Annotated in this window: 28 protein-coding genes; 19 read left to right on the top strand and 9 right to left on the bottom strand. The window is 70.0% G+C overall.

Going from position 1 to position 20,369, the window contains the following annotated elements:
• Positions 1–60 precede the first annotated feature (60 nt).
• Complete coding sequence (locus tag DMH01_RS01320) at positions 61–771, bottom strand: FadR/GntR family transcriptional regulator (protein ID WP_034321224.1); 711 nt, start codon at positions 769–771, stop codon at positions 61–63.
• A gap of 106 nt (positions 772–877) precedes the next feature.
• Here DMH01_RS01320 and DMH01_RS01315 point away from each other — a divergent pair, with 106 nt between their 5' ends.
• The 4 genes from DMH01_RS01315 to DMH01_RS01300 are packed head-to-tail and all read left to right on the top strand — an operon-like array spanning position 878 to position 3,294.
• Entirely contained in the window at positions 878–1,180 is a 303-nt protein-coding gene (locus DMH01_RS01315) for an L-rhamnose mutarotase (protein WP_125674275.1), read from the top strand.
• Positions 1,177–2,148, top strand: coding sequence for an aldo/keto reductase (locus DMH01_RS01310; protein ID WP_125673294.1), 972 nt, complete (start codon positions 1,177–1,179; stop codon positions 2,146–2,148). The genes DMH01_RS01315 and DMH01_RS01310 overlap by 4 nt, the downstream gene beginning before the upstream one ends.
• Positions 2,145–3,011, top strand: a complete 867-nt coding sequence (locus DMH01_RS01305) for an amidohydrolase (protein ID WP_125673293.1) — start codon at positions 2,145–2,147, stop codon at positions 3,009–3,011. The genes DMH01_RS01310 and DMH01_RS01305 overlap by 4 nt, the downstream gene beginning before the upstream one ends.
• 43 nt (positions 3,012–3,054) lie before the next feature.
• A complete protein-coding gene (locus DMH01_RS01300) occupies positions 3,055–3,294 on the top strand; it encodes a hypothetical protein (RefSeq protein WP_125673292.1) in 240 nt (79 codons plus the stop codon).
• 83 nt (positions 3,295–3,377) lie between these two features.
• On the opposite strand, the gene shbA is transcribed toward DMH01_RS01300, so the two are convergent.
• From shbA to DMH01_RS01280, 4 genes are all read right to left on the bottom strand, one after another.
• Positions 3,378–4,034 carry an RNA polymerase sigma factor ShbA gene (gene shbA, locus DMH01_RS01295; protein ID WP_233621370.1) on the bottom strand — a complete coding sequence of 219 codons (657 nt, stop codon included), beginning with the start codon at positions 4,032–4,034 and terminating at the stop codon, positions 3,378–3,380.
• A 250-nt stretch (positions 4,035–4,284) separates the two neighbouring features.
• Positions 4,285–4,587, bottom strand: coding sequence for a DUF202 domain-containing protein (locus DMH01_RS01290; RefSeq protein WP_125673291.1), 303 nt, complete (start codon positions 4,585–4,587; stop codon positions 4,285–4,287).
• Positions 4,584–4,934, bottom strand: coding sequence for a YidH family protein (locus DMH01_RS01285; RefSeq protein WP_125673290.1), 351 nt, complete (start codon positions 4,932–4,934; stop codon positions 4,584–4,586). Before DMH01_RS01285 ends, DMH01_RS01290 begins: the two co-directional genes overlap by 4 nt.
• Before the next feature lie 10 nt (positions 4,935–4,944).
• Entirely contained in the window at positions 4,945–5,400 is a 456-nt protein-coding gene (locus tag DMH01_RS01280; protein ID WP_125673289.1) for a GtrA family protein, read from the bottom strand.
• A 172-nt stretch (positions 5,401–5,572) separates the two neighbouring features.
• On the opposite strand from DMH01_RS01280, the gene DMH01_RS01275 reads away from it, so the two are divergent.
• Together DMH01_RS01275 and DMH01_RS01270 are read left to right on the top strand one after the other, a co-directional pair.
• The gene (locus tag DMH01_RS01275) at positions 5,573–5,788 is read left to right on the top strand and encodes a hypothetical protein (protein WP_125673288.1); all 216 of its coding nucleotides are present in this window, start codon (positions 5,573–5,575) and stop codon (positions 5,786–5,788) included.
• Between the two features lie 81 nt (positions 5,789–5,869).
• Positions 5,870–6,181: a hypothetical protein gene (locus DMH01_RS01270; RefSeq protein WP_005153325.1), complete on the top strand. Its 312-nt coding sequence runs from the start codon at positions 5,870–5,872 to the stop codon at positions 6,179–6,181.
• An 11-nt stretch (positions 6,182–6,192) separates the two neighbouring features.
• On the opposite strand, the gene DMH01_RS01265 is transcribed toward DMH01_RS01270, so the two are convergent.
• From DMH01_RS01265 to DMH01_RS01255, 3 genes are all read right to left on the bottom strand, one after another.
• Positions 6,193–7,317, bottom strand: a complete 1,125-nt coding sequence (locus DMH01_RS01265) for a glycerate kinase (RefSeq protein WP_125673287.1) — start codon at positions 7,315–7,317, stop codon at positions 6,193–6,195.
• Positions 7,314–8,279, bottom strand: coding sequence for a D-glycerate dehydrogenase (locus DMH01_RS01260; RefSeq protein ID WP_125673286.1), 966 nt, complete (start codon positions 8,277–8,279; stop codon positions 7,314–7,316). Before DMH01_RS01260 ends, DMH01_RS01265 begins: the two co-directional genes overlap by 4 nt.
• A 105-nt stretch (positions 8,280–8,384) precedes the next feature.
• Positions 8,385–9,239, bottom strand: coding sequence for a type 1 glutamine amidotransferase domain-containing protein (locus DMH01_RS01255; protein WP_233621369.1), 855 nt, complete (start codon positions 9,237–9,239; stop codon positions 8,385–8,387).
• A 13-nt stretch (positions 9,240–9,252) separates the two neighbouring features.
• Here DMH01_RS01255 and DMH01_RS01245 point away from each other — a divergent pair, with 13 nt between their 5' ends.
• The 13 genes from DMH01_RS01245 (at position 9,253) to DMH01_RS01185 (ending at position 19,885) form a co-directional block, all read left to right on the top strand.
• Positions 9,253–10,062, top strand: a complete 810-nt coding sequence (locus DMH01_RS01245; RefSeq protein ID WP_125673285.1) for a CoA transferase subunit A — start codon at positions 9,253–9,255, stop codon at positions 10,060–10,062.
• Entirely contained in the window at positions 10,059–10,814 is a 756-nt protein-coding gene (locus DMH01_RS01240) for a CoA-transferase subunit beta (RefSeq protein WP_125673284.1), read from the top strand. Before DMH01_RS01245 ends, DMH01_RS01240 begins: the two co-directional genes overlap by 4 nt.
• The gene (locus DMH01_RS01235; protein WP_125673283.1) at positions 10,811–11,989 is read left to right on the top strand and encodes a thiolase family protein; all 1,179 of its coding nucleotides are present in this window, start codon (positions 10,811–10,813) and stop codon (positions 11,987–11,989) included. The genes DMH01_RS01240 and DMH01_RS01235 overlap by 4 nt, the downstream gene beginning before the upstream one ends.
• Positions 11,990–12,016: 27 nt before the next feature.
• Positions 12,017–12,751 (top strand): protocatechuate 3,4-dioxygenase subunit beta, encoded by a 735-nt coding sequence (pcaH, locus tag DMH01_RS01230; protein WP_125673282.1) that lies wholly within the window; start codon positions 12,017–12,019, stop codon positions 12,749–12,751.
• The gene (pcaG, locus tag DMH01_RS01225; protein ID WP_125673281.1) at positions 12,751–13,299 is read left to right on the top strand and encodes a protocatechuate 3,4-dioxygenase subunit alpha; all 549 of its coding nucleotides are present in this window, start codon (positions 12,751–12,753) and stop codon (positions 13,297–13,299) included. The genes pcaH and pcaG overlap by 1 nt, the downstream gene beginning before the upstream one ends.
• Positions 13,292–14,071 carry a 3-oxoadipate enol-lactonase gene (gene pcaD / locus DMH01_RS01220; protein ID WP_125673280.1) on the top strand — a complete coding sequence of 260 codons (780 nt, stop codon included), beginning with the start codon at positions 13,292–13,294 and terminating at the stop codon, positions 14,069–14,071. The genes pcaG and pcaD overlap by 8 nt, the downstream gene beginning before the upstream one ends.
• Positions 14,068–14,472, top strand: coding sequence for a 4-carboxymuconolactone decarboxylase (gene pcaC, locus DMH01_RS01215; RefSeq protein WP_125673279.1), 405 nt, complete (start codon positions 14,068–14,070; stop codon positions 14,470–14,472). Before pcaD ends, pcaC begins: the two co-directional genes overlap by 4 nt.
• Positions 14,473–14,481: 9 nt before the next feature.
• Positions 14,482–15,288: an IclR family transcriptional regulator C-terminal domain-containing protein gene (locus tag DMH01_RS01210; RefSeq protein WP_125673278.1), complete on the top strand. Its 807-nt coding sequence runs from the start codon at positions 14,482–14,484 to the stop codon at positions 15,286–15,288.
• A gap of 142 nt (positions 15,289–15,430) precedes the next feature.
• Positions 15,431–16,024: an NTP transferase domain-containing protein gene (locus DMH01_RS01205; RefSeq protein ID WP_233621426.1), complete on the top strand. Its 594-nt coding sequence runs from the start codon at positions 15,431–15,433 to the stop codon at positions 16,022–16,024.
• Between the two features lie 31 nt (positions 16,025–16,055).
• On the top strand, positions 16,056–16,928 hold the full coding sequence (locus DMH01_RS01200) for a MoxR family ATPase (protein ID WP_125673276.1): 873 nt from the start codon (positions 16,056–16,058) through the stop codon (positions 16,926–16,928).
• A gap of 140 nt (positions 16,929–17,068) precedes the next feature.
• Complete coding sequence (locus DMH01_RS01195; protein ID WP_125673275.1) at positions 17,069–17,635, top strand: TetR/AcrR family transcriptional regulator; 567 nt, start codon at positions 17,069–17,071, stop codon at positions 17,633–17,635.
• A 44-nt stretch (positions 17,636–17,679) separates the two neighbouring features.
• Positions 17,680–18,780 (top strand): VWA domain-containing protein, encoded by a 1,101-nt coding sequence (locus tag DMH01_RS01190; protein ID WP_125673274.1) that lies wholly within the window; start codon positions 17,680–17,682, stop codon positions 18,778–18,780.
• A complete protein-coding gene (locus DMH01_RS01185) occupies positions 18,773–19,885 on the top strand; it encodes an XdhC/CoxI family protein (protein ID WP_125673273.1) in 1,113 nt (370 codons plus the stop codon). The genes DMH01_RS01190 and DMH01_RS01185 overlap by 8 nt, the downstream gene beginning before the upstream one ends.
• Here DMH01_RS01185 and DMH01_RS01180 read toward each other — a convergent pair.
• Positions 19,863–20,342: an Lrp/AsnC family transcriptional regulator gene (locus DMH01_RS01180; protein WP_125673272.1), complete on the bottom strand. Its 480-nt coding sequence runs from the start codon at positions 20,340–20,342 to the stop codon at positions 19,863–19,865. The genes DMH01_RS01185 and DMH01_RS01180 overlap by 23 nt on opposite strands.
• Positions 20,343–20,369: the final 27 nt, after the last annotated feature.

Genomic DNA, 20,369 nt, shown 5'->3' with positions numbered 1-20,369 from the left:
TTCCCTCGGCTCAGCCGAGGGAAGGGGGCCTTCACGGGACATTCGGAGGAGAGTGCGGTGTCAGGAAGCTTCGGCGGCCGTGGTGGGGTCGTCGGCGGTGCCGAGCGCGTTGCGGAGCCACTGCTCCACCCCCGCCACGTGCACGGTCGCCCACGAACGCGCGAGTTCGGGCTCGCGGGCCGCGATGGCCTCGTAGATCGCCGTGTGCTGCTCGCGGGTCTTCGCGACGGCGCCCTCCTGGGTGAGCCCGCGCCAGATGCGGGCCCGCGCGGTGGGGCCGGACAGGCTGTCCAGCAGCGAGCACAGCACCGGATTCCCGGAGCCGTCGGCGATCTTGCGGTGGAACTGCAGGTCGTTCGCGACCAGCGCCTCCACCGTCGGCGAGTCGGCCAGTTCGTCGAGCAGGCGGCCTAGTTCCTCGATGTCCTCGTCGCTCATGTGCATCGCGGCCAGCGCCGTCGCCGCCGGTTCCAGGATCCGGCGCACGGCGAGGAAGTCCAGCACGGTGTCGTCGCGGTGGAAGTCCACCACGAACGTCATCGCGTCGAGGAGGAGATTCGGTTCGAGGCTGGTGACGTACGTCCCGTCGCCCTGGCGGACGTCGAGTACGCGGATCAGGCACAACGCCTTCACCGCTTCGCGCAGCGAACTGCGGGACAGACCGAGCCGCTGGGCCAGTTCGGCCTCTTTCGGCAGCCTGTCGCCCGGAGCAAGCTCGCCGGAGATGATCATGTCCTTGATCTTGTCGATCGCGACATCGGTGACCGGCATGTTCCACCGCCCTCCCCGAAGACCTCGGATGTTTGAGTGTCAGTTGACAGAGTGCCATGTTTCGAGTTGAGGAGGCGCGGTGACCCACGGTGTCGCACTACAAAGAGTGGCACTCCACACCCGGCTGAAGCCGGGCAAGGAGGCCGAATACGAGTCGGTCCACGCCGTCATCCCGCCTGAGCTGGACGAAGCCCTGCGCGGTGCGGGCGTGCGTTCGTGGCGGATCTGGCGGGACGGGCTCGACCTGTTCCACGTCGTGGAGGTCGAGGACTACGCGAAGATGCGCGCGGTCCTGCGCGATCATCCGGCCAACATTCCCTGGCAGGCGCGGATGTCGGAGCTGCTCGACGTCGAAGACGACTACTCGGGCGGCGATTCGGGGCTCGGCCTCGTTTGGGAGCTTCCGTGAAGATCTCCCTGTCCCCGCTGGGGCTCGGCTGCGCGCAGCTGGGCAACCTGTACCACGCCATCACCGACGAGACGGCCGAAGCGACCGTCCGGCAGGCGTGGGACGAAGGCATCCGCTACTTCGACACCGCCCCGCACTACGGTCTCGGCCTGTCGGAACGGCGGCTGGGTGCGGCGCTTTCGGCGTACCCCCGCGCGGATTTCGTGGTCTCGACGAAGGTCGGCCGCGTCCTGGAACCCGATCCCGGCGGCGCTTCGCGCACCGACTCGCAGGGTTTCGTCGTTCCCGCCGCGTACAAACGCCGGTGGGACTTCAGCCGTGACGGGATCCTCCGGTCGCTTGAGGACAGTCTGGAGCGGCTGGGGCTCGACCGCGTCGACGTCGTCTACGTGCACGACCCGGACGAACACTTCGAGGACACCGTCAACGGCGCTTTCCCCGCGTTGCTCGAACTGCGGGAGCAGGGAGTCGTCGACGCCATCGGGGCCGGGATGAACCAGGCGCCGATGCTGTCGGAGTTCGTCCGCCGGTTCGATCTCGACGTGATCCTGCTGGCGGGCCGGTACACGCTGCTCGACCAGCCCGCGCTCGACGATCTCCTCCCGCTGTGCGCGGAACGCGGCGTGGACGTGGTGGCCGGCGGGGTGTTCAACGCCGGGATCCTCGCCACCGCGTCGCCGGGCACGATGTACGACTACGCCGAGGCCCCGGCCGAACTGGTGGAGCGCGCCCAGCGGATCGCCGACGTCTGCGCGCGCCACGGTGTCGAACTCCCGCAGGCCGCGCTGGCGTTGCCCGCCGCGCATCCGTCGGTGGTGTCCCTCGTCGTCGGCGCGCACGATCCCGGCCAGGTCAGGCTCAACGCCGAACGGTTCCGGCGTCCGGTGCCGCGCGAGTTGTGGACGGACCTGATCCGTGCGGGACTGTTGCGTGAGGACACCGTGCTGCGACAGGAGGAACGGGCGTGATCGACGCGCACCATCATCTTTGGGATCCCTCGCGGCGGGACTACCCGTGGATGACCGGCACGGCACTGGATCCGATCCGGCGTCCGTACACAGTGGACGATCTCCGCTCGGTGACGAAGGCGGCCGGAGTGAAAGGGACCGTGCTGGTGCAGACGGTCTCGTCGGAAGAGGAGACGCGAGAGTTCCTCGCGGCGGCTCAGGCCGAACCGCTCATCGCGGGCGTCGTCGGCTGGACCGACCTCACCGCGCCTGACGTCGGCGAGCGCGTGGCGTCGTTTTCCGGTCCACTGGTGGGGATCCGGCATCAGGTCGAAGACGAGCCGGACCCGTCGTGGCTGACGCGGCCCGAGGTCCTGCGCGGTCTCGCCGCCCTCGGCGAGGCAGGGCTGGCGTACGACCTGCTGGTGAAGCCACCGCAGCTCCCCGCCGCGCTCGCCGCCGCGAAAGCGTTGCCGGACCAGGTTTTCGTGCTCGACCACGCCGCGAAGCCGCCGATCGCCACGGGCGAATGGCAGCCGTGGGCGGACGGCGTCGCGGCCTTGGGAGAGCTGGACAACGTGTACTGCAAGCTTTCCGGGCTGGTGACCGAGGCGGACTGGGCGGAGTGGAAGGTCGGCCATCTGGCGCGCTGGGCCGAGCACGTGCTGGAGTCCTTCGGGGCTTCGCGACTGATGTTCGGCTCGGACTGGCCGGTCTGCGAGCTCGCGGCGGCCTACGAAGTCGTCGTGGACACCGCTTTTTCGCTCACGGGCTCGTTGAGCGACGGTGAGCGGCTGGAGTTCTTCGACGGCACCGCGAAGCGCGCATACCGGCTTCCGGCCGCGGGTTTGGCCGGTGACGGAGCGGGTATCGGGAGTTCGTGACTTGCTCTGTGGAGAAGGAGCCCGGCCCGCCGAGTGACCGCCGATGATCATCGCGGCTCTGGTGATCAGCTCGGTCGCGCTCATGGTGGCCCTGGCGGCGGCCCGCGTCGCCTTCGTCGCGCAACGCAGGGCGATGGAGTCTCGCGCCCAGGCACGGCGGGCCAGCGCCCGCGCCGACGCGCTCAGCGAGCGGTTACGTGAGGAGACACTCCAGGAAGAACCGGATCCCTCGGTGATTTCGAAGGTGCTCCGGACGGTCGGCTTCGCCGGACTGTGGCGGTGAACCGTTCCGAGAGGAAGAAGGGGGCGCGGGGTCCGGGCGCCTGAGAGCCGCCGATCAACGACCTGCGGCAGGGGGAGAAAAGATCAGAACTCGTCCTGCTTGACCATCGTCCGCAGGCGGGCCAGAGCGCGGTGCTGCGTCACGCGCACGTTGCCGGCGGAAATCCCGAGCGCTTCGGCCGTCTCTGCGGCGGAAAGGCCGACGGCGATGCGGAGGGCGAGGATCTCCTGCTGCACCCGCGGGAGGGTGGAGAGCAGGCGGCTGAGCCGGGCACCGAGGTCGAGGTGCAGGGCGTGCGTTTCGGGTTCGTTGTCGCCGATGGGCCGTTCCGGCAGTTCCGGGACCGGTTCCGACCGGTCGCGGGAGACCGCGCGGTAGGCGTCCGCGACCTTGTTGGCGGCGATGGCGTGGACGAGGTAGAGGAACGAACCGCCGCGATCCTGATAGCCGGGCAGCGCCTTCAGCACCGCCATGCACACTTCCTGCGCGACGTCGTCCGCCGACAGGTAGGACAGGTCGCGGCCGCCCATTCTGGCGCGGCAGTAGCGGACCACGACGGGGCCGATCATCCGCAGGAGAGACTGGATCGCGGCGGGATTCCCGTCGCCCGCGTCCTTGACGAGGGGATCGAGGTCCTCCTTCGTCAGCCGTCCGCCCGGTCGAGGCAGGTTCTCCGGAGTCGTGTATCCGGGGACCGCATCGGGGGTGACGGTTCTGGACGCGCTGGAAGTTGCTTGCATGGTCGTCCTCCCCGGCCGACCCTGCGACCGTCGCTGTCGAGGGGTCAACACTCCGTAACGATTGAGGGCGGCAGATGCTCCGTAAGATCAGATCCATCTGCCGCCGTTGCGACGCAGCGTAATCGTAGGCGTCGGTCGGGCGGCAGTAAAGATTTCAACTAGAGATAGCCCATTCGCCGGAGTCGGCTTAATACAACCGAGACTCTGCGCCGGGAAAACGGGCTTCGCCGTCGCAGGACGTGCGCGGCACTTAGCGTACCGCGATCAGCGCGACCGCCGTCGCTACGACGAGTGCCGATGCTGTGACAGCAAGGGATGGGTTAAGAGGTGTCGGGGTCCCGGGGCGGCGCAGTGCTCGTTCACGGATCGCGCCGGCGGCGACCAAGGTGATCACCATGGCGCCCGCGAACGCGACCGGGACGACCGCCGTCCCCCAGCCGCGCCGCGCCGCGCTGTGCAAAAGCAGAAGTGTGCAGGCAGTAGCCGCGAGCGCGGTCCGGCGCCAGGCCAGCCCGGTCCGTTCCGCTTGCGCTCCGTGATCGCGCCGGCTCACGAAAAGACCACCAGCGCCGCCGCAGTCAGGGTGATGGCGAGGATCCCGGCGGTCAGCAGGACCAGCATCCCGCTCTTCGGCAGCGGCCGTCCCGCGCGCATCGCACTCTGCACCTGCCGCCAGCGTGGATACGCGCTCGCCGCGACGACGGCGGCCAGCACGACGCAGAGTCCCGCCAGGACCGTGCTCAGCGCGCTCGGGTCGGGAACCAGCTGATGGACGGCGACGCCGCCGGCCAGCAGGCCGAGCGCCGTCCGGAGCCAGGCGAGGAAGGTCCGTTCGTTGGCGAGCGTGAAGCGGTAATCGGGTTCGGAGCCGCCGTCGTGCGGGCCGTTGATCTCTGCCACTTGAAGGAGACTAGGCGTTCCGGCGTGCGAAGACCCACCAGCGAAGGACCGCGAAGCGTGCGATGCCGCCCACGACGCTGGCCGCGAGCAGGGCGCCGGTCTGTTCCAGCGCGGTCGGCTCGGTGATCACCGCGTCGAGCGACGCGAGCACGATCGAGCCGTACGCGGCGTAGAAGGCGAACGTCACCAGATCCTGGAAGTGCCTTTTGCCCGCGTTGCTCTTCCGGGTGGCGAAAGTGACCCTGCGGTGGAATTCGGTGTTCCCGACGGTCGTGACCGCGAGCGCGACCAGATTGGCGAACTGGGGGCCGAGGATCGGCTGCAGGACAAGGAACAGCACCGCCTGCAGGCCGGTGGCGGCGACGCCGGCGACGACGTACCAAGCGGCATGGTTGCCGAGTTCGTGATGCCGCTCCGGCGCGCGCCGGATGATCCGGTGCCCTGGCGCCCACCTGGTGGTGGTCATACCGACGACGCTACTCCTTGTTTCACAAACTTGTGAAGGTAATGAACCACCTGAGAAACTGTGATCCCCGCGACAGCACCGCCGTTTGGCCTGCGGAGACGCCGGGTAAGCCACAGGGGCCGGGTCGAGTACAGCACGCCCCGGCCAACGTCCGACCAGGAGGGAGCGGCCGATGAGCGACCGTGAGACCGCGGAGCCGGAAACGTTGGATCCCAGCGAGGCGCTCGACGAGGACGAACTCCGCGTCGACCCGCTCGAGGAAGGTGTCGAACCGCCCGAGCACTGGAGCGGGGCAGACCGCTTCGGGACAACGCCCGCGGAGATCCACGAAGGGGAGTCGCACGCCATGCGGCTGGCCGAGGAGGAGCCGGACGTCGGCGAGAAGTGATCTTCACTCAGACGGCGGGCCGTGCCGACAGCCCCTAGCGTGGTCGGTCAAGTGCAAGACCGCGACGAAGGAAGGGCAGAGATGCTGACAGTCACCGAAGCCGCCGCCGAGGCGATCACCGCACTGACCGGCCAGGAGAACGGCCAGGATGGAGGCGGCCTGCGGTTCGCGATGCATTCCCAGCAGGGGGACAGTCCCCAGCTCGCGGTTTCCGTCGCCCCCGAACCGGAAAGCGGCGACAAGGTCCTCGGCGCCGACGGCGGCCCGAAGGTGTTCTTGGAGCCGGAAGCGGCCGCGTTGCTCGACGACAAGGTCCTCGACGTCCAGCAGGACGAAACCGGCGAAGTCGCCTTCGCCGTACTCCCGCAGGCTCAGCCCCAGCCTGGCAGCTGAGCCCGGCGGGGTTAAGTCCGGGCCCAGGCGCGGACCAGCTCGCCGGCCCGCTCGCGCAGGAGTTCCGCCGCGTGCGCACGCGCGTGGTCGAGCGAAGGCGCGTGGTCGATCAGGGCGGCGCTGCCCACGACCCCGAGGCTGGCGAGCTGGCTCTGGTCCAGCTGGATCCGTCCGGCCAGCACCATCAGCGGCACCGCGTGCTCCCGCGCGCGGGCCGCGATGCCCGCCGGGGCCTTGCCGTCGAGGCTCTGCTCGTCCAGTGAGCCCTCGCCGGTGATGACGAGGTCGGCGCGTTCGATGGCGCCGGCGACCCCGGTGAGCCCGGCGATGAGCTGGAAACCGGATTCGACGCTCGCGCCGAGCCCCGCGATCGCGCCGGCGGCGACCCCGCCGCCCGCGCCCGCTCCGGGAAGATCGGAGACATCGGGGGCTCCGGCGTTCCGCAACGCCTGCGCCCAGCGGGACAGGGACTCGTCCAGCTGCTCGACCTCGCGCGGGCCCGCGCCTTTCTGCGGGCCGAAGATCGCGGCCGCGCCACGGGGCCCGAGCAACGGGTTCGTCACGTCGGTGGCGACGGCGACCTCGACGGAGCCGAGCCGTTCGCGCACCGGGCCGAGTTCGGCCAGCGCGACACGGCCCAGCGTGCCGCCGCCGAGCCCGACGGGCGCCTCGAACGCGTCGAAGACCCCGGCACCCAGTGCCGCCAGCATCCCGGCGCCGCCGTCGGTGCTCGCCGTCCCGCCGACGGTCAGCACCAGGCGCCGCGCGCCGTTGTCGAGCGCGTGCGCCAGAAGTTCGCCGACCCCCCAGGTGTGCGCGGCTAGCGCCACTTCCGGGCTCGGCTCCACGAATTCGATCCCGCACGCGCGGGCCGATTCGATGTAGGCCGTTCCGTCGAGCACCACGTAGCGCGCCTCGACGGTGTCGTCGAGCGGCCCGCGGACCGGGAGTTCCACGAGACGGCCGCCTGCCGCGACGAGGACGTCGAGTGTTCCTTCGCCGCCGTCTGCGACCGGACAGGAGGAGACCTCGGCTTCGGGCAGCGCGTCGCGGACGCCGTGGGCGATCGCCTCCGCGGCCTCGACCGCGGTCAAGCTTCCCTTGAACTTGTCGGGCGCGATGACCACACGAGTCATGGACGAACCTCCGTCAGCGGGTTTCCGCCGGTGAGCACCGACGCGACGTTCTCGGCCGCGAGCACGGCCATGGCGGTACGGGTCTCGACCGTCGCCGATCCCAGATGCGGCGTCAAGACGACGTTTTCACGGTTCAGCAGGCGCGGTTCGACCTCGGGTTCGGCTTCGAAGACGTCGAGGCCCGCTCCGGCGATCTCGCCGGTTTCGAGCGCGTCCGCCAGCGCGGCCTCGTGGACGACGGGACCGCGTGTGGTGTTGATCAGGTACGCGTCCGGTTTCATCGACTTCAGCGCGTCCGCGTCGATGAGGTGCCGGGTCTCCGGAGTCAGGGGGCAGTGCAGCGACACGACGTCGGAACTCTGCAGCAGTTCGCCGAAGGACACGTACTTCGCGCCCAGGGTCTTCTCGACGTCTTCGGCGGCCCGCGATCGTCCCGAGTAGACGATCCGCATGCCGAAACCGAGCGCCCGCCGCGCGACCGCCTGCCCGATCTGGCCGAGTCCGACGATCCCGAGCGTCTTGTCCTGCAGTGAGGCACCGAGCAGGAAACCCAGATGGAACGACCACGGGGTTCGCGAGCGGATCAGCCGTTCGCCCTCGCCGAGCCGCCGCGTGACCGCGAGGATCAGCCCGAACGCCAGATCGGCGGTGGCGTCGGTGAGCACGCCGGGGGTGTTGGTGACGGTGACCCCGCGCTCCGTCAGCGCCGCGACGTCGACGTTGTCGTAGCCGACGGCCACGTTCGCCACGACCTTCAGCCCCGCACCCGCCGCGTCGGCGACCTCGCCGTCGAGCCGGTCGTGCAGCATGCCGACGATCGCGGAAGCGCCCTGGACGAACTCGAGCAGTTCGTCCCGCGCCAGCGGCCGGTCGGCGCGCGACAGTTTCACCTCCCCGGCTTCGGCGAGCACTTTCAGCGCTTCGTCGGGGATCCACCGGGTCACCGCGATCTTCGAGGTCACGTGGTCAAGCCTAGTGGGCGACGGTTGGTATCCCAAATACGGAAATCCCCGCTATGAGGGAGGCGCTTCCCCTGCGCGGGGGAGCCGTCGTCCTCGGGTGGCTGATCACAAGAGATCGGCCACCTTCTTTGCCGTCTTCTTCGCGGATCCGGGGTTCTGGCCGGTGACGAGGTTGCCGTCGGCCACCGCGTAGGAGACGAAGGGCAGCTTCGCCTTTTCGTAGAGAGCGCCGCGCTTCTTCATCTCTTCTTCGGCGTTGTAGGGCACGAGCTTGTCCACCCTCGCGAGGACTTCCTCGCGCCAGGCGAAGCCGGTGACCTTGCGGCCCGCGACGAGATGGGAGCCATCGGACAGCGTCGTGTTCAACAGGCCGCAATAGCCGTGGCAGACGGAGGAAACGATGCCGCCGCGTTCGAAGATCTCCCGGGTGATCCGTTGCAGTCCCTCGCTGTCGGGGAAGTCGTACATGACCGCGTGGCCGCCGGTGAAGTAGATCGCGTCGAAGTCCGCCGGGTCGATCTCGTCCGGCGCGGCGGTGTTCTCCAGCAGTGCCATCCGTTCCGGGTCGGCACGCCAGGCCTTGGCGGTCTTGTCGTAGGCGGGGAACTTCAGCGATCGGGGTTCGAGCGGCGATCGTCCGCCCTGGGGGCTGACGATCGTCTGCTCGAAGCCCCGTTCGGCGAAGACGCCGTCGCGTCCGCCGCGAGCATGGCCCGCGTTCGACGGCAGTTGCGCCGTCTCGGTGCGGGATGGCAGACGAAGCCCGGCGTGGACCCGAAACTGGCGCTGGTGGTGGAAACGGTGCTGCAGGCCGTCGCGCTTCGCCGATACCGCACCTGGCTGCGCGGTCGCGCCGGCTGAGCCGGATTCACCGGGTCGAAGCAGTGCCATGATCGGGTCGGCTGTGCTATGTTCATATGCAGAACATGTGTGCGCGATACGAACACGCGCTTCGATCAAGCCGGGAGTGGGGATGGCTGAGCTGCTTTCGTTGAAGGAGGCCGTGGCACGGCTGGTGCACGACGGGGACACCGTCGCGCTGGAGGGCTTCACGCACCTCATCCCCGTGGCCGCCGGGCACGAGATCATCCGCCAGCGGCGCAGCGGCCTGACGTTGGTCCGCATGACCCCGGACATCGTCTACGACCAGCTCATCGGCGCGGGCTGCGCGAGCAAGCTGATCTTCTCGTGGGGTGGCAACCCCGGGGTCGGCTCGCTGCACCGGTTCCGTGACGCCGTCCAGCACTCCTGGCCGGTACCGCTGGAGATAGAGGAACACAGTCACGCGGGCATGGCGAATCGGTACGTCGCCGGCGCTTCGGGCCTGCCGTTCGCGGTCCTGCGCGGGTACACCGGCACCGATCTCGCCGCGCACACCGACACGATCAAACCCATCACCTGCCCGTTCACCGGAGAGCGGCTGGCCGCCGTGCCCGCCCTCAATCCGGACGTCACGATCGTCCACGCCCAGCGCGCGGACAGGTCCGGCAACGTCCAGATCTGGGGCATCACCGGCGTGCAGAAGGAGGCGGTGCTCGCGGCGAAGCGGTCCTTGGTCACCGTCGAGGAGATCGTGGACGAACTGGAGCCCCGGCCGGGCGCGATCGTCCTGCCGTCGTGGGCCGTCACCGCCGTGGCCGAGGTGCCCGGCGGCGCGAGGCCGTCGTACGCGGCGGGGTACTACGAACGGGACAACGACGCCTACCAGGCATGGGACGCGATCGGCCGGGACAGGGAGAGCTTCACCCGCTGGCTCGACGAGCTGACGGGAGTGAAGGCATGACCGAGTACACCTCCGACGAGATGATGAGCGTCGCCGCCGCTCGCGCGCTCGGCGACGGGATGTCCTGTTTCGTGGGTATCGGGCTGCCGAGCACGGCCGCCAACCTGGCCCGCCGCGGGCACGCGCCGAATTTGACGCTCATCTACGAATCCGGTTGCCTCGGCGCCAAGCCGAGCAGGCTGCCGTTGTCCATCGGCGACGGCGAACTCGCCGACACCGCGGACGCCGTGGTCAGCGTTCCCGAGGTCTTCAACTACTGGCTCCAGCCGGGCCGGATCGACGTCGGCTTCCTCGGCGCCGCCCAGCTCGACAAGTTCGGCAACATCAACACCACCGTCATCGGCCCGGACTACGCCAATCCCAAGGTGCGTCTCCCGGGGGCGGGCGGCGCCCCGGAGATCGCCGCCTCCTGCCGCGAGGTGTTCGTGGTGCTCCGGCAGAGCACCCGCACCTTCGTCGAGAAGGTCGACTTCGTGACCTCGTTCGGCCACGGCACCGGCAAGGGCGATCGCGAGCGCCTCGGCCTCCCCGGCGCGGGGCCGACGCTGGTGGTCACCGACCTCGGCCTGATGCGGCCCGACCCGGAGACCGCCGAGCTCACGCTGACCGAGCTGCACCCCGGGGTCGAGGTCGATCAGGTCGTCGCGGCGACCGGGTGGAAACTGAAGGTGGCAGGCGACCTGGGTACCACCCCGGCGCCGACCGAGGCAGAACTCCGCATCCTCCGAGACCTCACAAGGGCGAGCGCATGACCGACGTCTTCCTGTTCGACGCCATCCGTACCCCGTTCGGCAAGTACGGCGGCGCCCTGTCCGGGGTCCGCCCGGACGACCTCGCCGCCACCGTCCTGCGGGCGCTGGCCGAGCGCAACGATCTCGACCCGGCCACCGTCGACGAGGTCGTGCTCGGCGACGCCAACGGCGCCGGCGAGGACAACCGGAACGTCGCGCGGATGGCGGCGCTGCTCGCGGGCTGGCCGACGACCGTGCCCGGTGCCACGGTCAACCGCCTGTGCGGCTCCGGTCTCGACGCCGTCATGCAGGCCAGCAGGTCGGTCCAGGTCGGCGACGCCTCGCTCGCCGTCGCGGGCGGGGTCGAGTCGATGAGCCGTTCGCCGCTGGTCATGCAGAAACCGGAGAAGGCCTTCCCGGCGGGCAACCAGACCCTGCACTCCACCGCGCTGGGCTGGCGCATGGTGAACCCGAAGATGCCCGAGCAGTGGACGGTCTCGCTGGGCGAGTCCACCGAGCAGCTCGCCGAGCGCTACGGCATCGGCCGCGACGAGCAGGACGCGTTCGCCGTCCGCAGCCACGTCAACGCCGCCCGCGCTTGGGACGAGGGGTTCTACGACGACCACGTCGTCCCCGTCGAGGGAGTCGAGCTCACCCGCGACGAAGGCATCCGGCCGGACTCCAGCCCGGAGAAGCTCGCGAAGCTCAAGCCCGTCTTCCGTCCACAAGGGACGGTCACGGCCGCGAACGCGTCGCCGCTGAACGACGGCGCCTCCGCGCTGCTGCTCGGTGACGAGGCGGCGGGGAAACGGCTCGGCAAGGCGCCGCTGGCCCGGATCGCCGGCCGGGGCGCGGCGGGCGTCGATCCGGACGTCTTCGGCATCGGCCCGGTGCGCGCGGCCGAGATCGCCCTGGAGCGGGCCGGAATCGGCTGGGAAGACCTGGCGGCCGTCGAACTGAACGAGGCCTTCGCCGCGCAGTCGCTGGCCTGCCTGCGGGACTGGTCGAAGCTCGACCCCGAGATCGTCAACGTGAACGGCGGCGCGATCGCGATCGGGCATCCGCTGGGCGCCTCCGGCGGCCGGATCCTCGGCACGCTGGCCCACCACCTGCGCCGCACCGGCGGGCGGTGGGGCCTGGCCGCCATCTGCATCGGCGTCGGCCAGGGGCTGGCCGTCGTCCTCGAAGCCCAGTGATCCGCTGACCCGCGCTGGAGGGAAACCATGTCCGCACCCGCAGAACTGAGGCTCCCGCGCTACCGGCGCGATCCGGAGGGCACGCATCCGCCGCTCGACTCCGCCGGCTACCGGTCGACGGCATTGCGGCACCCGAAGGAGCCGTTGATCGTGCTCCCGCATCTGCTGACCGAGGTCACCGGTCCCGCGCTGGGGCCGGGCCGGATCGGCGAATTCGACAACGACCTCACCAAGGGGCACGCGGGGGAGCCGCAGGGCCAGCGGATCATCGTCACCGGACGGCTGCTCGACGGCGACGGACGGCCGATCCGGGATTCGCTCGTGGAGATCTGGCAGGCGAACGCGGGCGGCCGGTACCGGCACACCGGTGACCGCTGGCCTTCGCCGCTGGACCCGAATTTCGACGGCGCGGGCCGGACGCTCACCGACTCCGAAGGGCGCTACACCTTCACCACGATCAAACCGGGCGCGTACCCGTGGAAGAACCACGACAACGCCTGGCGGCCGGCGCATATCCACTTCTCCGTGTTCGGCAGTGCGTTCACCCAGCGGCTGGTCACCCAGATGTACTTCCCGGAAGACCCGCTGTTCTCGCAGGACCCGATCTTCAACTCCATCCCGGACGAGAAGGCGCGGCAGCGGATGATCGCGCACTTCGACCTCGACCGCACGGAAGCCGAGTGGGCGCTGGCCTTCCAATTCGACATCGTCGTGCGCGGCCGCGAGGCTTCGGTCTTCGAAGACGAGGAGGACGAGCACTGATGCCGGAGACGACGCCTTCCCAGACCGTCGGCCCGTACCTGTCCATCGGCCTGCCCTGGCCGGACGGGCCGGACGTCGTCCCCGCGGACGAGCCCGCCGCGGTCCGGATCCACGGCCGCGTCCTCGACGGCGCGGGGGAACCCGTCCCGGACGCGATGATCGAGACCTGGCAGGCCGACGCCGACGGCCGGTTCGATCACCCCGACGATCCGCGCGGAGCCGTCGCCGGTGGGTTCCGGGGCTTCGGCCGCTGCCCCACCGATCCGAGCGGCAGCTACGAGATCCGGACGATCATGCCCGGTTCGTTGCCCGGTCCGGCGGGCAGCACGCAGGCCCCGCATATCGACGTCTCGGTGTTCGCCCGCGGACTCCTGCACCGGGTGGTCACCCGGATCTACTTCGAGGACAACGACAATTCCGGGGATCCGGTGCTGGCGTCGGTCCCGGAGGCCCGCCGAGGGACCTTGATCGCTACCAAGGACAGCGGCGGCTACCGGTTCGACATCCGGTTGCAGGGCGAGGGGGAGACGGTGTTCTTCGATGTCTGAGCCGGTGAAAGTCCACAGCGTCGCGGAAGGGCCTGCGGACGGTCCTGCCGTGGTGTTCAGCGGATCGCTCGGCAGCGATCACCGCATGTGGGAGCCGCAGGTGAAACCCTTGGTGGAGCAGGGTTTCCGGGTGATCCGGTACGACACCCGCGGGCATGGCGCGTCGCCCGTCCCACCCGGGCCGTACACCCTCGCGGATCTCGGCGGTGACCTGCTTGCGCTGCTCGACGAGCACGGTGCCGAGCGTGCCCATGTCGTCGGGCTCTCGCTCGGCGGGATGACCGGGATGTGGCTGGGCGTGAACGCGCCGGACCGCATCGCGAGTCTCGTGCTGTGCTGCACGTCCGCGAAGCTCGGGCCGCCGAGCATGTGGGCGGACCGGGCCAAGACGGTCCGGGAGAAGGGCACCGGCGCGATCGCCGAGGCCGGGGTCGGCCGCTGGCTGACCGCCGGCTACGCCGCCGCGCACCCCGAGCGTGCCGGGTACCTGCGCGAGATGATCGCGAGCGTCCCGGCGGAGGGCTACGCGTCGTCCTGCCAGGCCATCGAAAGGATGGACCTCGTCGGCGACCTGCCCAAGATCGCGGCGCGGACCCTGGTGATCGCCGGGGCCGAGGACCCGGCCACGCCGGTCGAGCACGCCGAGGTGATCGCGGGCGGCATCCCGGACGCGCGGCTCGAAGTCGTCGAAGGCGCCGCGCATCTGGGGAGCTTCGAACAGCCCGAGCGGTTCACCGCGTTGATCCTCGAACACCTGGAGGCCGCCCGATGACCGACGACACCTACGAGACCGGCATGAAGGTGCGCCGCGAGGTCCTCGGGGACGCGCACGTCGATCGGGCGGTCGCCCGCACCACCGAGTTCAGCCGCCCGTTCCAGGACTACATCACCCGGGGCGCCTGGGGATCGGTCTGGTCGCGAGACGGGCTCGACCGCAAGACCCGCAGCTGCGTCACCCTGGCCGCGCTCACCGCGTTGCACGCCCACGACGAGCTCGCGATGCACGTCCGCGCCGCCGTCCACAATGGACTCACTGCTGAGGAGATCTCCGAGGTCCTGCTGCACACCGCCGTCTACACGGGTGCCCCGGCGGCCAACACCGCGTTCGCCGTGGCCCAGCGGGTCCTGGCCGAACTCGGTGAGCCCGCCGCCCAGGAAAAGGGAGGCAGTTAGGGTTCTCATATGGACGAAGGCGAGGTGACCGAGCGCGGGGCGCATCATGTCCAGTCGCTGGAGCGCGGGCTGGCCGTGATCAAGGCGTTCAACGCGGACGCGGCGGAACTCACCCTGAGCGACGTGGCCCGCTCCACCGGGCTGACCAGGGCGGCCGCCCGCCGGTTCCTGCTCACCCTCGTCGACCTGGGGTACGTGCGCACGGACGGCAAATACTTCTCGCTCACCGCGCGGGTCCTCGAACTCGGCTACTCGTATCTGTCGAGCCTGTCGCTCCCGGAGGTCGCCCAGCCGCATCTGGAGCGGCTCTCCGCCGAGGTGCACGAGTCGAGTTCGGTCTCGGTGCTCGAAGGCAGGGACATCGTCTACGTCGCGCGCGTGGCCGTTTCGCGGATCATGACCGTCAGCATCAACGTCGGCACCCGCTTCCCGGCCCACGCGACGTCGATGGGGCATGTCCTGCTGGCCGGTCTCGACGACGCAGACCTGCGGGACTACCTCTCCGAAGCGACGCTCGACAAGCTCACCGCGCGGACCAAGAGCCGGCCGGAGGAACTGCTCGCCGAACTGGTCAGGGTCTACGAGCAGGGCTACGCGATGGTCGACCAGGAACTCGAAGAGGGTCTCCGCTCGATCGCCGCGCCGATCCACGACCGGCGGGGCAGGGTCGTGGCCGCGGTCAACCTCTCCACCCACGCCAGCCGCACCACACGTGAGTCGGTCGAACAGGAACTGCTGCCGCCGCTGCTCGCGGCGGCACGCGCCATCGAGACCGACCTCGCCTCGGCGCCGCCCACCAAAGCGCGGCATGGTTGAGCCTGGCGGCGGAGCTGAGGATGAACTCGGGAAACGGACCCACGGCGTGAACCCGCCCGGCCGAAGGCCCCGCCATCGCGGTGGCGGGGCGCCCTTGCCGGTGAAGGTGAGGGGCCAGACCAGGCCTCGCCCCGCCGACGCGATCGCGGACGCGGGTTCACCATCCGCCACTGAGGTCGCCGGGCTGCTGCTCGCGGCCGGAGCGGGCCGCCGGTTCGGCGGGCCGAAGGCGCTGGCCGTCCTCGACGGCGAGCCGTTCGTCGTGCGGGCGTTGCGGGTGCTCACCGACGCGGGCTGCGCGCCGGTCCGGGTGGTGCTGGGTGCTTCGGCCGCGGAAGTCCGCGCGCTCCTGCCCGACCCCGAGACCGCGGTCGTGGCCGAAGACTGGGAGTCCGGCATGGGCGCGTCCTTGCGGGCGGGCCTGAGGGCGCTCACCGGGACCGATGCCGAAGCCGCCGTCGTGCATCTCGTGGATCTGCCCGGCGTCGGCGCCGACGTGGTCCGCAGGGTCGCGGCCGGGGCCGACGAGAGCACCGTCGCTCGTGCCGCGTACGAAGGCGTTCCCGGCCATCCCGTCGTACTCGGCCGCCGATGGTGGCCGGAGATCGTGGCGGGCGCGTCCGGGGACAAGGGCGCCCGCGACTGGCTCAAGGGCCGCGAGGACCTGCGGCTCGTCGAATGCGGTGACCTCGGCAGCGGGCACGACGTGGACCGCCGCGAGGATCTTCCGGGCTGATCTCCGGCTCACCGAGGCTTACGATCGGCACGTGACCGTCGAATCGCCCGAGAAACTGGCCGAAGCCCTCGAAACGGTCGGCTACCTCGCCGACGACGGCATCGCCACGGCCGGGTTCCTCGCCGTGGCGCTCGGCCGCCCACTGTTCTGCGAGGGGGAACCGGGCACCGGCAAGACTTCGCTCGCGCTCGGACTGGCCGAAGCGCTCGGCATGCCGCTCATCCGGCTCCAGTGCCACGAGGGGATCGACGCGGCGCAGGCACTGTACGAATGGGACTTCCCCCGCCAACTGCTGCATCTGCGGGCGCTGGAAGCCGCGGGTGACGGCGGCCTCGACGTCGAGGCCGCCGAACAGTCCCTCTACACCCAACGTTTCCTGCTCTCCCGGCCGCTGCTGAAAGCGTTGCAGACCGCGCCGTGTGTCCTGCTGGTCGACGAGATCGACCGCGCCGACGACGAGTTCGAAGCCTTCCTGCTGCAACTCCTCGACGAGAACGCGGTGACGATCCCCGAGTTCGGCGAGGTGCGCGCCGAACATCCGCCGCTCGTGGTGCTCACCTCCAACCGGACGCGGGAGGTGCACGACGCGCTGAAGCGCCGCTGTCTCTATCACTGGCTCGAACATCCGGACCTCGGCCGCGAGATCGAGATCCTGCGCCGCAAGATCCCGAACCTGGGCGAGGCGCTCGCGACACAGGTCGCGACGGCGGTGCAGCGGCTTCGCGCGATGGAGTTGCTGAAACCGCCTGGGGTGGCGGAATCCCTCGATTGGGCTCAGGCGCTGCTCGCCCTCGGAATGTCCGAATTGGACGCCGCGACCGCCGCCAGGACCCTCGGTTCGGTGCTCAAGTACAGCGAAGACCTGGACAGGGTCCGGGCCAAGCTGGACAAACTGCTCGCCTGAGCGCCAGCAGCCGGTTTCGCCCATGGTGCGGTACTGCATGACGATGTCCGCCATGGCAAAATGGGCAAGCGGAACGTTGCTCCGCTATCGATACGGAGCAACGTTCTGTTTGTCCAGGCCGGTGGCAGAGGAGTGGCGTGATGAGCGAAGAGGGCACCAAGGCCAAACGCGCGGACGCCCGCCGCAACGAGAAGACCTTGCTCGACGCCGCCGCCGCGGTCTTCGTCACCTCGGGCGTCGAGGCGCCGGTCCGCGACATCGCGGCCAAGGCGGGTGTCGGGATGGGCACGATCTACCGGCATTTCCCGACCAGGGCCGACCTCATCATCGCCGTCTACCGGCATCAGGTCGACGCGTGCGCCGAAGCCGGGCCGGAGCTGCTGGCGTCGAGCGATTCCCCTTACGAAGCCCTGCGGCGCTGGATCGACCTCTTCGTCGATTTCCTGGTCACCAAACACGGTCTGGCGGCGGTGCTGCAGTCCGACAACGCCGGGTTCGAGACGCTGCACACCTACTTCCTCGACACCCTCCTGCCGGTGTGCGCCCGGTTGCTCGACGCGGCGGCGGAAGCGGACGAGATCCGCTCCGATCTGCAGGCGATCGAAGTCATGCGCGGCGTCGGGAACCTCTGCATCGGCGCCGAAAGCGATCCGCGCTACAACGCGCGCAAGATGGTCGGCGTCCTCATCGCGGGCCTCAGGACTTAGGTCTTCTTCGCATCCAGAGGACGAAACGCGCGCACAATGGAGGAGTGAGAGATCCACTGGCGGGCTTCGTCGGCTTCGCGGAGGCATTGCGCGAAGCCGGTTTGCCGTGCGACGCGCACCGAGTGCGGGCGTACCTCGAAGCCGTCGGCGAGATCGATCTGGCCGATCCGGACCAGCTGTACTGGGCCGGACGGTTGACGCTGTGCGCGGATCCCGACGACCTTCCGCGCTACGACGCCGCGTTTGACGGCTGGTTCACCGAAAAGGAAACCGGGTCACGGCGGCGCGGCAGGGAAGCGGCCCCGAAGCGCGCCAGGATCGCCACGCTCGCGCAGGCGGGCCATGGCGAGTCCGGTGCGGATCCCGACGAGCTCCGTGTGGCGGCAAGCGAGGAAGAGATCCTGCGGCACCGGGATCTCGCCGAGCTGAGTGTCGCCGAACGCGCTCACCTGCGGGAACTGCTCGCGAAACTGCGCCCGGCGCTTCCGTTGCGGTCGTCCCCGCGCCGTCGCGCGGCCCGGCGGGGCACGCTCGATCCGTCACGCACGCTCCGCGCGATGCTGGCCGGGGGCGGCGAGCCCGTGCGCCTGGCGTACCGGCGGAAAGGGGTCAAACCGCGTCGCGTCGTCCTCCTGATCGACGTCTCCGGCTCGATGGGGCCGTACGCCGACTCTCTGTTGCGGTTCGCGCACGTCGTGGCGCGGCGCGCTCCGGGCCGGGTCGAGGTGTTCACCCTGGGCACCCGGCTCACCAGGGTCTCCCGTCAGCTCCGGCTGCGCGATCCCGAGCACGCGATGCTCGCCGCGGCCGCCGCGGTCCCCGATTTCGCGGGCGGGACGAGGCTCGGCGAGACCCTGCGGGCGTTCCTCGACCGATGGGGACAACGCGGTGTGGCCAGGCGTTCCGTGGTCACCGTGTTCTCCGACGGCTGGGAACGGGGCGACCCCGGCCTGCTCGGCGAGCAGCTCGCCAGGCTGCGGCGGCTCGCGCACGTCGTATTCTGGGTGAATCCGCACGCGGGGCGGGCGGGTTACGCTCCCGTGCAGTCCGGCATCGTGGCCGCGCTCCCGTACCTCGATCGGCTGCTCGCCGGGCACAGCTTGGCCACATTGGAACGACTGCTGGTGGAGATCGCCGATGCGTGACGTACTGGACGAACTGCACCGCCGCTGGGCGGCAGGCGAGACGGTGGGGGTCGGCACCGTGGTGGCGACGTTCTCGTCGGCGCCGCGGAGCCCGGGAGCGGCGATGCTCGTCGCCCCGGACGGCACGGTCACCGGCAGCGTCTCCGGTGGCTGCGTCGAAGGCGCCGTCTACGAGCTCGCCCAGCAGGTGGTCGCCGAACGCGCATCCGTGCTGCAGCGCTATGGCGTGTCCGACGACGACGCGTTCGCGGTCGGGCTGACCTGCGGCGGGATCATCGACATCTACGTCCAGCACATCGACCGCGACTCGATGCCGGAGCTCGGCGAGGTCGTCGAATCGGTCCACAGTGGACAACCGGTCGCCGTGGTCACGGTGATCGAGCACGAACGGGACGGCCTGGTCGGCGAGCATCTGATCGTCTGGCCGGATCGTGTCGCCGGGTCGCTCGGCTCGTCGCGGATGGACGACGCCGTCGTCGACGACGCGCGCGGCATGCTCGCCGGCGGCCGCACGGGCACCCTGCACTACGGGCCGGACGGGCAGCGCCGCGGCGAGGGGATGACGGTCTTCGTCAATTCCTTCGAACCGCCCGCGCGCCTGCTGGTCTTCGGCGCGATCGACTTCGCCGCCGCGATGGCGAAGATGGGTGCGTACCTCGGCTACCAGGTCACGGTCTGCGACGCGCGGCCCGTGTTCGCGACGAAGAGCCGGTTCCCGGACGCCGACGAGGTCGTCGTCGACTGGCCGCATCGCTATCTCAAGGCCGAAGCCGAAGCGGGCCGGGTCGACGGCCGGACCGCGATCGCCGTGCTCACCCACGACCCGAAGTTCGACGTGCCGCTGCTGGAGGTCGCGTTGCGGCTCGACGTCGGCTACGTCGGCGCGATGGGCTCGCGCAAGACCCACGACGACCGGTTCGCGCGGCTGCGGGAAGCCGGGGTCACCGAGGCGGAACTTGAACGGCTGTCCTCGCCGATCGGCCTCGATCTCGGCGCGCGGACCCCCGAGGAGACCGCGGTGTCGATCGCGGCGGAGATCATCGCGCTGCGGTGGAGTGGTTCGGGCTCGCGGCTCGCCGAGCTCAGCGGCCGGATCCACGGCTGACGCCGGGCACCGGCACCGACTGACTCGACTTGACCACCTCGAAGGCGGGCAGGGTTTCGAACCGTTTGACGTGCTTGTCGAACAGTTTCCTGGACAGGTACCGACTCGCCTTGAGGTCCGGGGTGAGCAGCACGACGACGTAGTCCCACTGCCCGACGATGCTGTAGCAGTGCTGGACGCGGGGCTCGGCCAGCATCCGCTCGCGGAAGGCCGTGTGGTGTTTCTCGTCGTCGTCGGTCAGCGCGACCAGGATGACCGACGTCATCCCCGCGCCGAGCGTCTCCGGATCGAGCACGGCGACCTCGGCGCGGATCACGCCCGCGGCGCGCAGCCGGGTCAGCCGCCGCTGGACCGCGCTCGGGGAGAGGCCGACGGCATCGCCCAGGTCGTGCAGGGGCCGGGCCGCGTCGGCCTGGACGAGGTCGAGCAGAAGGTGGTCGATCTCGTCGAGAGGCACGCAAGATTTTTGCACGCGGGCGGGAAA

The organism is Amycolatopsis sp. WAC 04182 (assembly GCF_003947465.1).
Taxonomy (GTDB): Bacteria; Actinomycetota; Actinomycetes; order Mycobacteriales; family Pseudonocardiaceae; genus Amycolatopsis.
This window is presented reverse-complemented; position numbering and strand designations above follow the sequence as displayed.

Bases quoted from the DNA above. Each gene is read 5' to 3' on its own strand.
- DMH01_RS01320 (WP_034321224.1), bottom strand. From the start codon at position 771: ATGCCGGTCACCGATGTCGCGATCGACAAGATCAAGGACATGATCATC.
- DMH01_RS01300 (WP_125673292.1), top strand. From the start codon at position 3,055: ATGATCATCGCGGCTCTGGTGATCAGCTCGGTCGCGCTCATGGTGGCC.
- shbA (WP_233621370.1), bottom strand. From the start codon at position 4,034: ATGCAAGCAACTTCCAGCGCGTCCAGAACCGTCACCCCCGATGCGGTC.
- DMH01_RS01280 (WP_125673289.1), bottom strand. From the start codon at position 5,400: ATGACCACCACCAGGTGGGCGCCAGGGCACCGGATCATCCGGCGCGCG.
- DMH01_RS01275 (WP_125673288.1), top strand. From the start codon at position 5,573: ATGAGCGACCGTGAGACCGCGGAGCCGGAAACGTTGGATCCCAGCGAG.
- DMH01_RS01270 (WP_005153325.1), top strand. From the start codon at position 5,870: ATGCTGACAGTCACCGAAGCCGCCGCCGAGGCGATCACCGCACTGACC.
- DMH01_RS01265 (WP_125673287.1), bottom strand. From the start codon at position 7,317: ATGACTCGTGTGGTCATCGCGCCCGACAAGTTCAAGGGAAGCTTGACC.
- DMH01_RS01245 (WP_125673285.1), top strand. From the start codon at position 9,253: ATGGCTGAGCTGCTTTCGTTGAAGGAGGCCGTGGCACGGCTGGTGCAC.
- DMH01_RS01240 (WP_125673284.1), top strand. From the start codon at position 10,059: ATGACCGAGTACACCTCCGACGAGATGATGAGCGTCGCCGCCGCTCGC.
- DMH01_RS01235 (WP_125673283.1), top strand. From the start codon at position 10,811: ATGACCGACGTCTTCCTGTTCGACGCCATCCGTACCCCGTTCGGCAAG.
- pcaH (WP_125673282.1), top strand. From the start codon at position 12,017: ATGTCCGCACCCGCAGAACTGAGGCTCCCGCGCTACCGGCGCGATCCG.
- pcaG (WP_125673281.1), top strand. From the start codon at position 12,751: ATGCCGGAGACGACGCCTTCCCAGACCGTCGGCCCGTACCTGTCCATC.
- pcaD (WP_125673280.1), top strand. From the start codon at position 13,292: ATGTCTGAGCCGGTGAAAGTCCACAGCGTCGCGGAAGGGCCTGCGGAC.
- pcaC (WP_125673279.1), top strand. From the start codon at position 14,068: ATGACCGACGACACCTACGAGACCGGCATGAAGGTGCGCCGCGAGGTC.
- DMH01_RS01210 (WP_125673278.1), top strand. From the start codon at position 14,482: ATGGACGAAGGCGAGGTGACCGAGCGCGGGGCGCATCATGTCCAGTCG.
- DMH01_RS01195 (WP_125673275.1), top strand. From the start codon at position 17,069: ATGAGCGAAGAGGGCACCAAGGCCAAACGCGCGGACGCCCGCCGCAAC.
- DMH01_RS01185 (WP_125673273.1), top strand. From the start codon at position 18,773: ATGCGTGACGTACTGGACGAACTGCACCGCCGCTGGGCGGCAGGCGAG.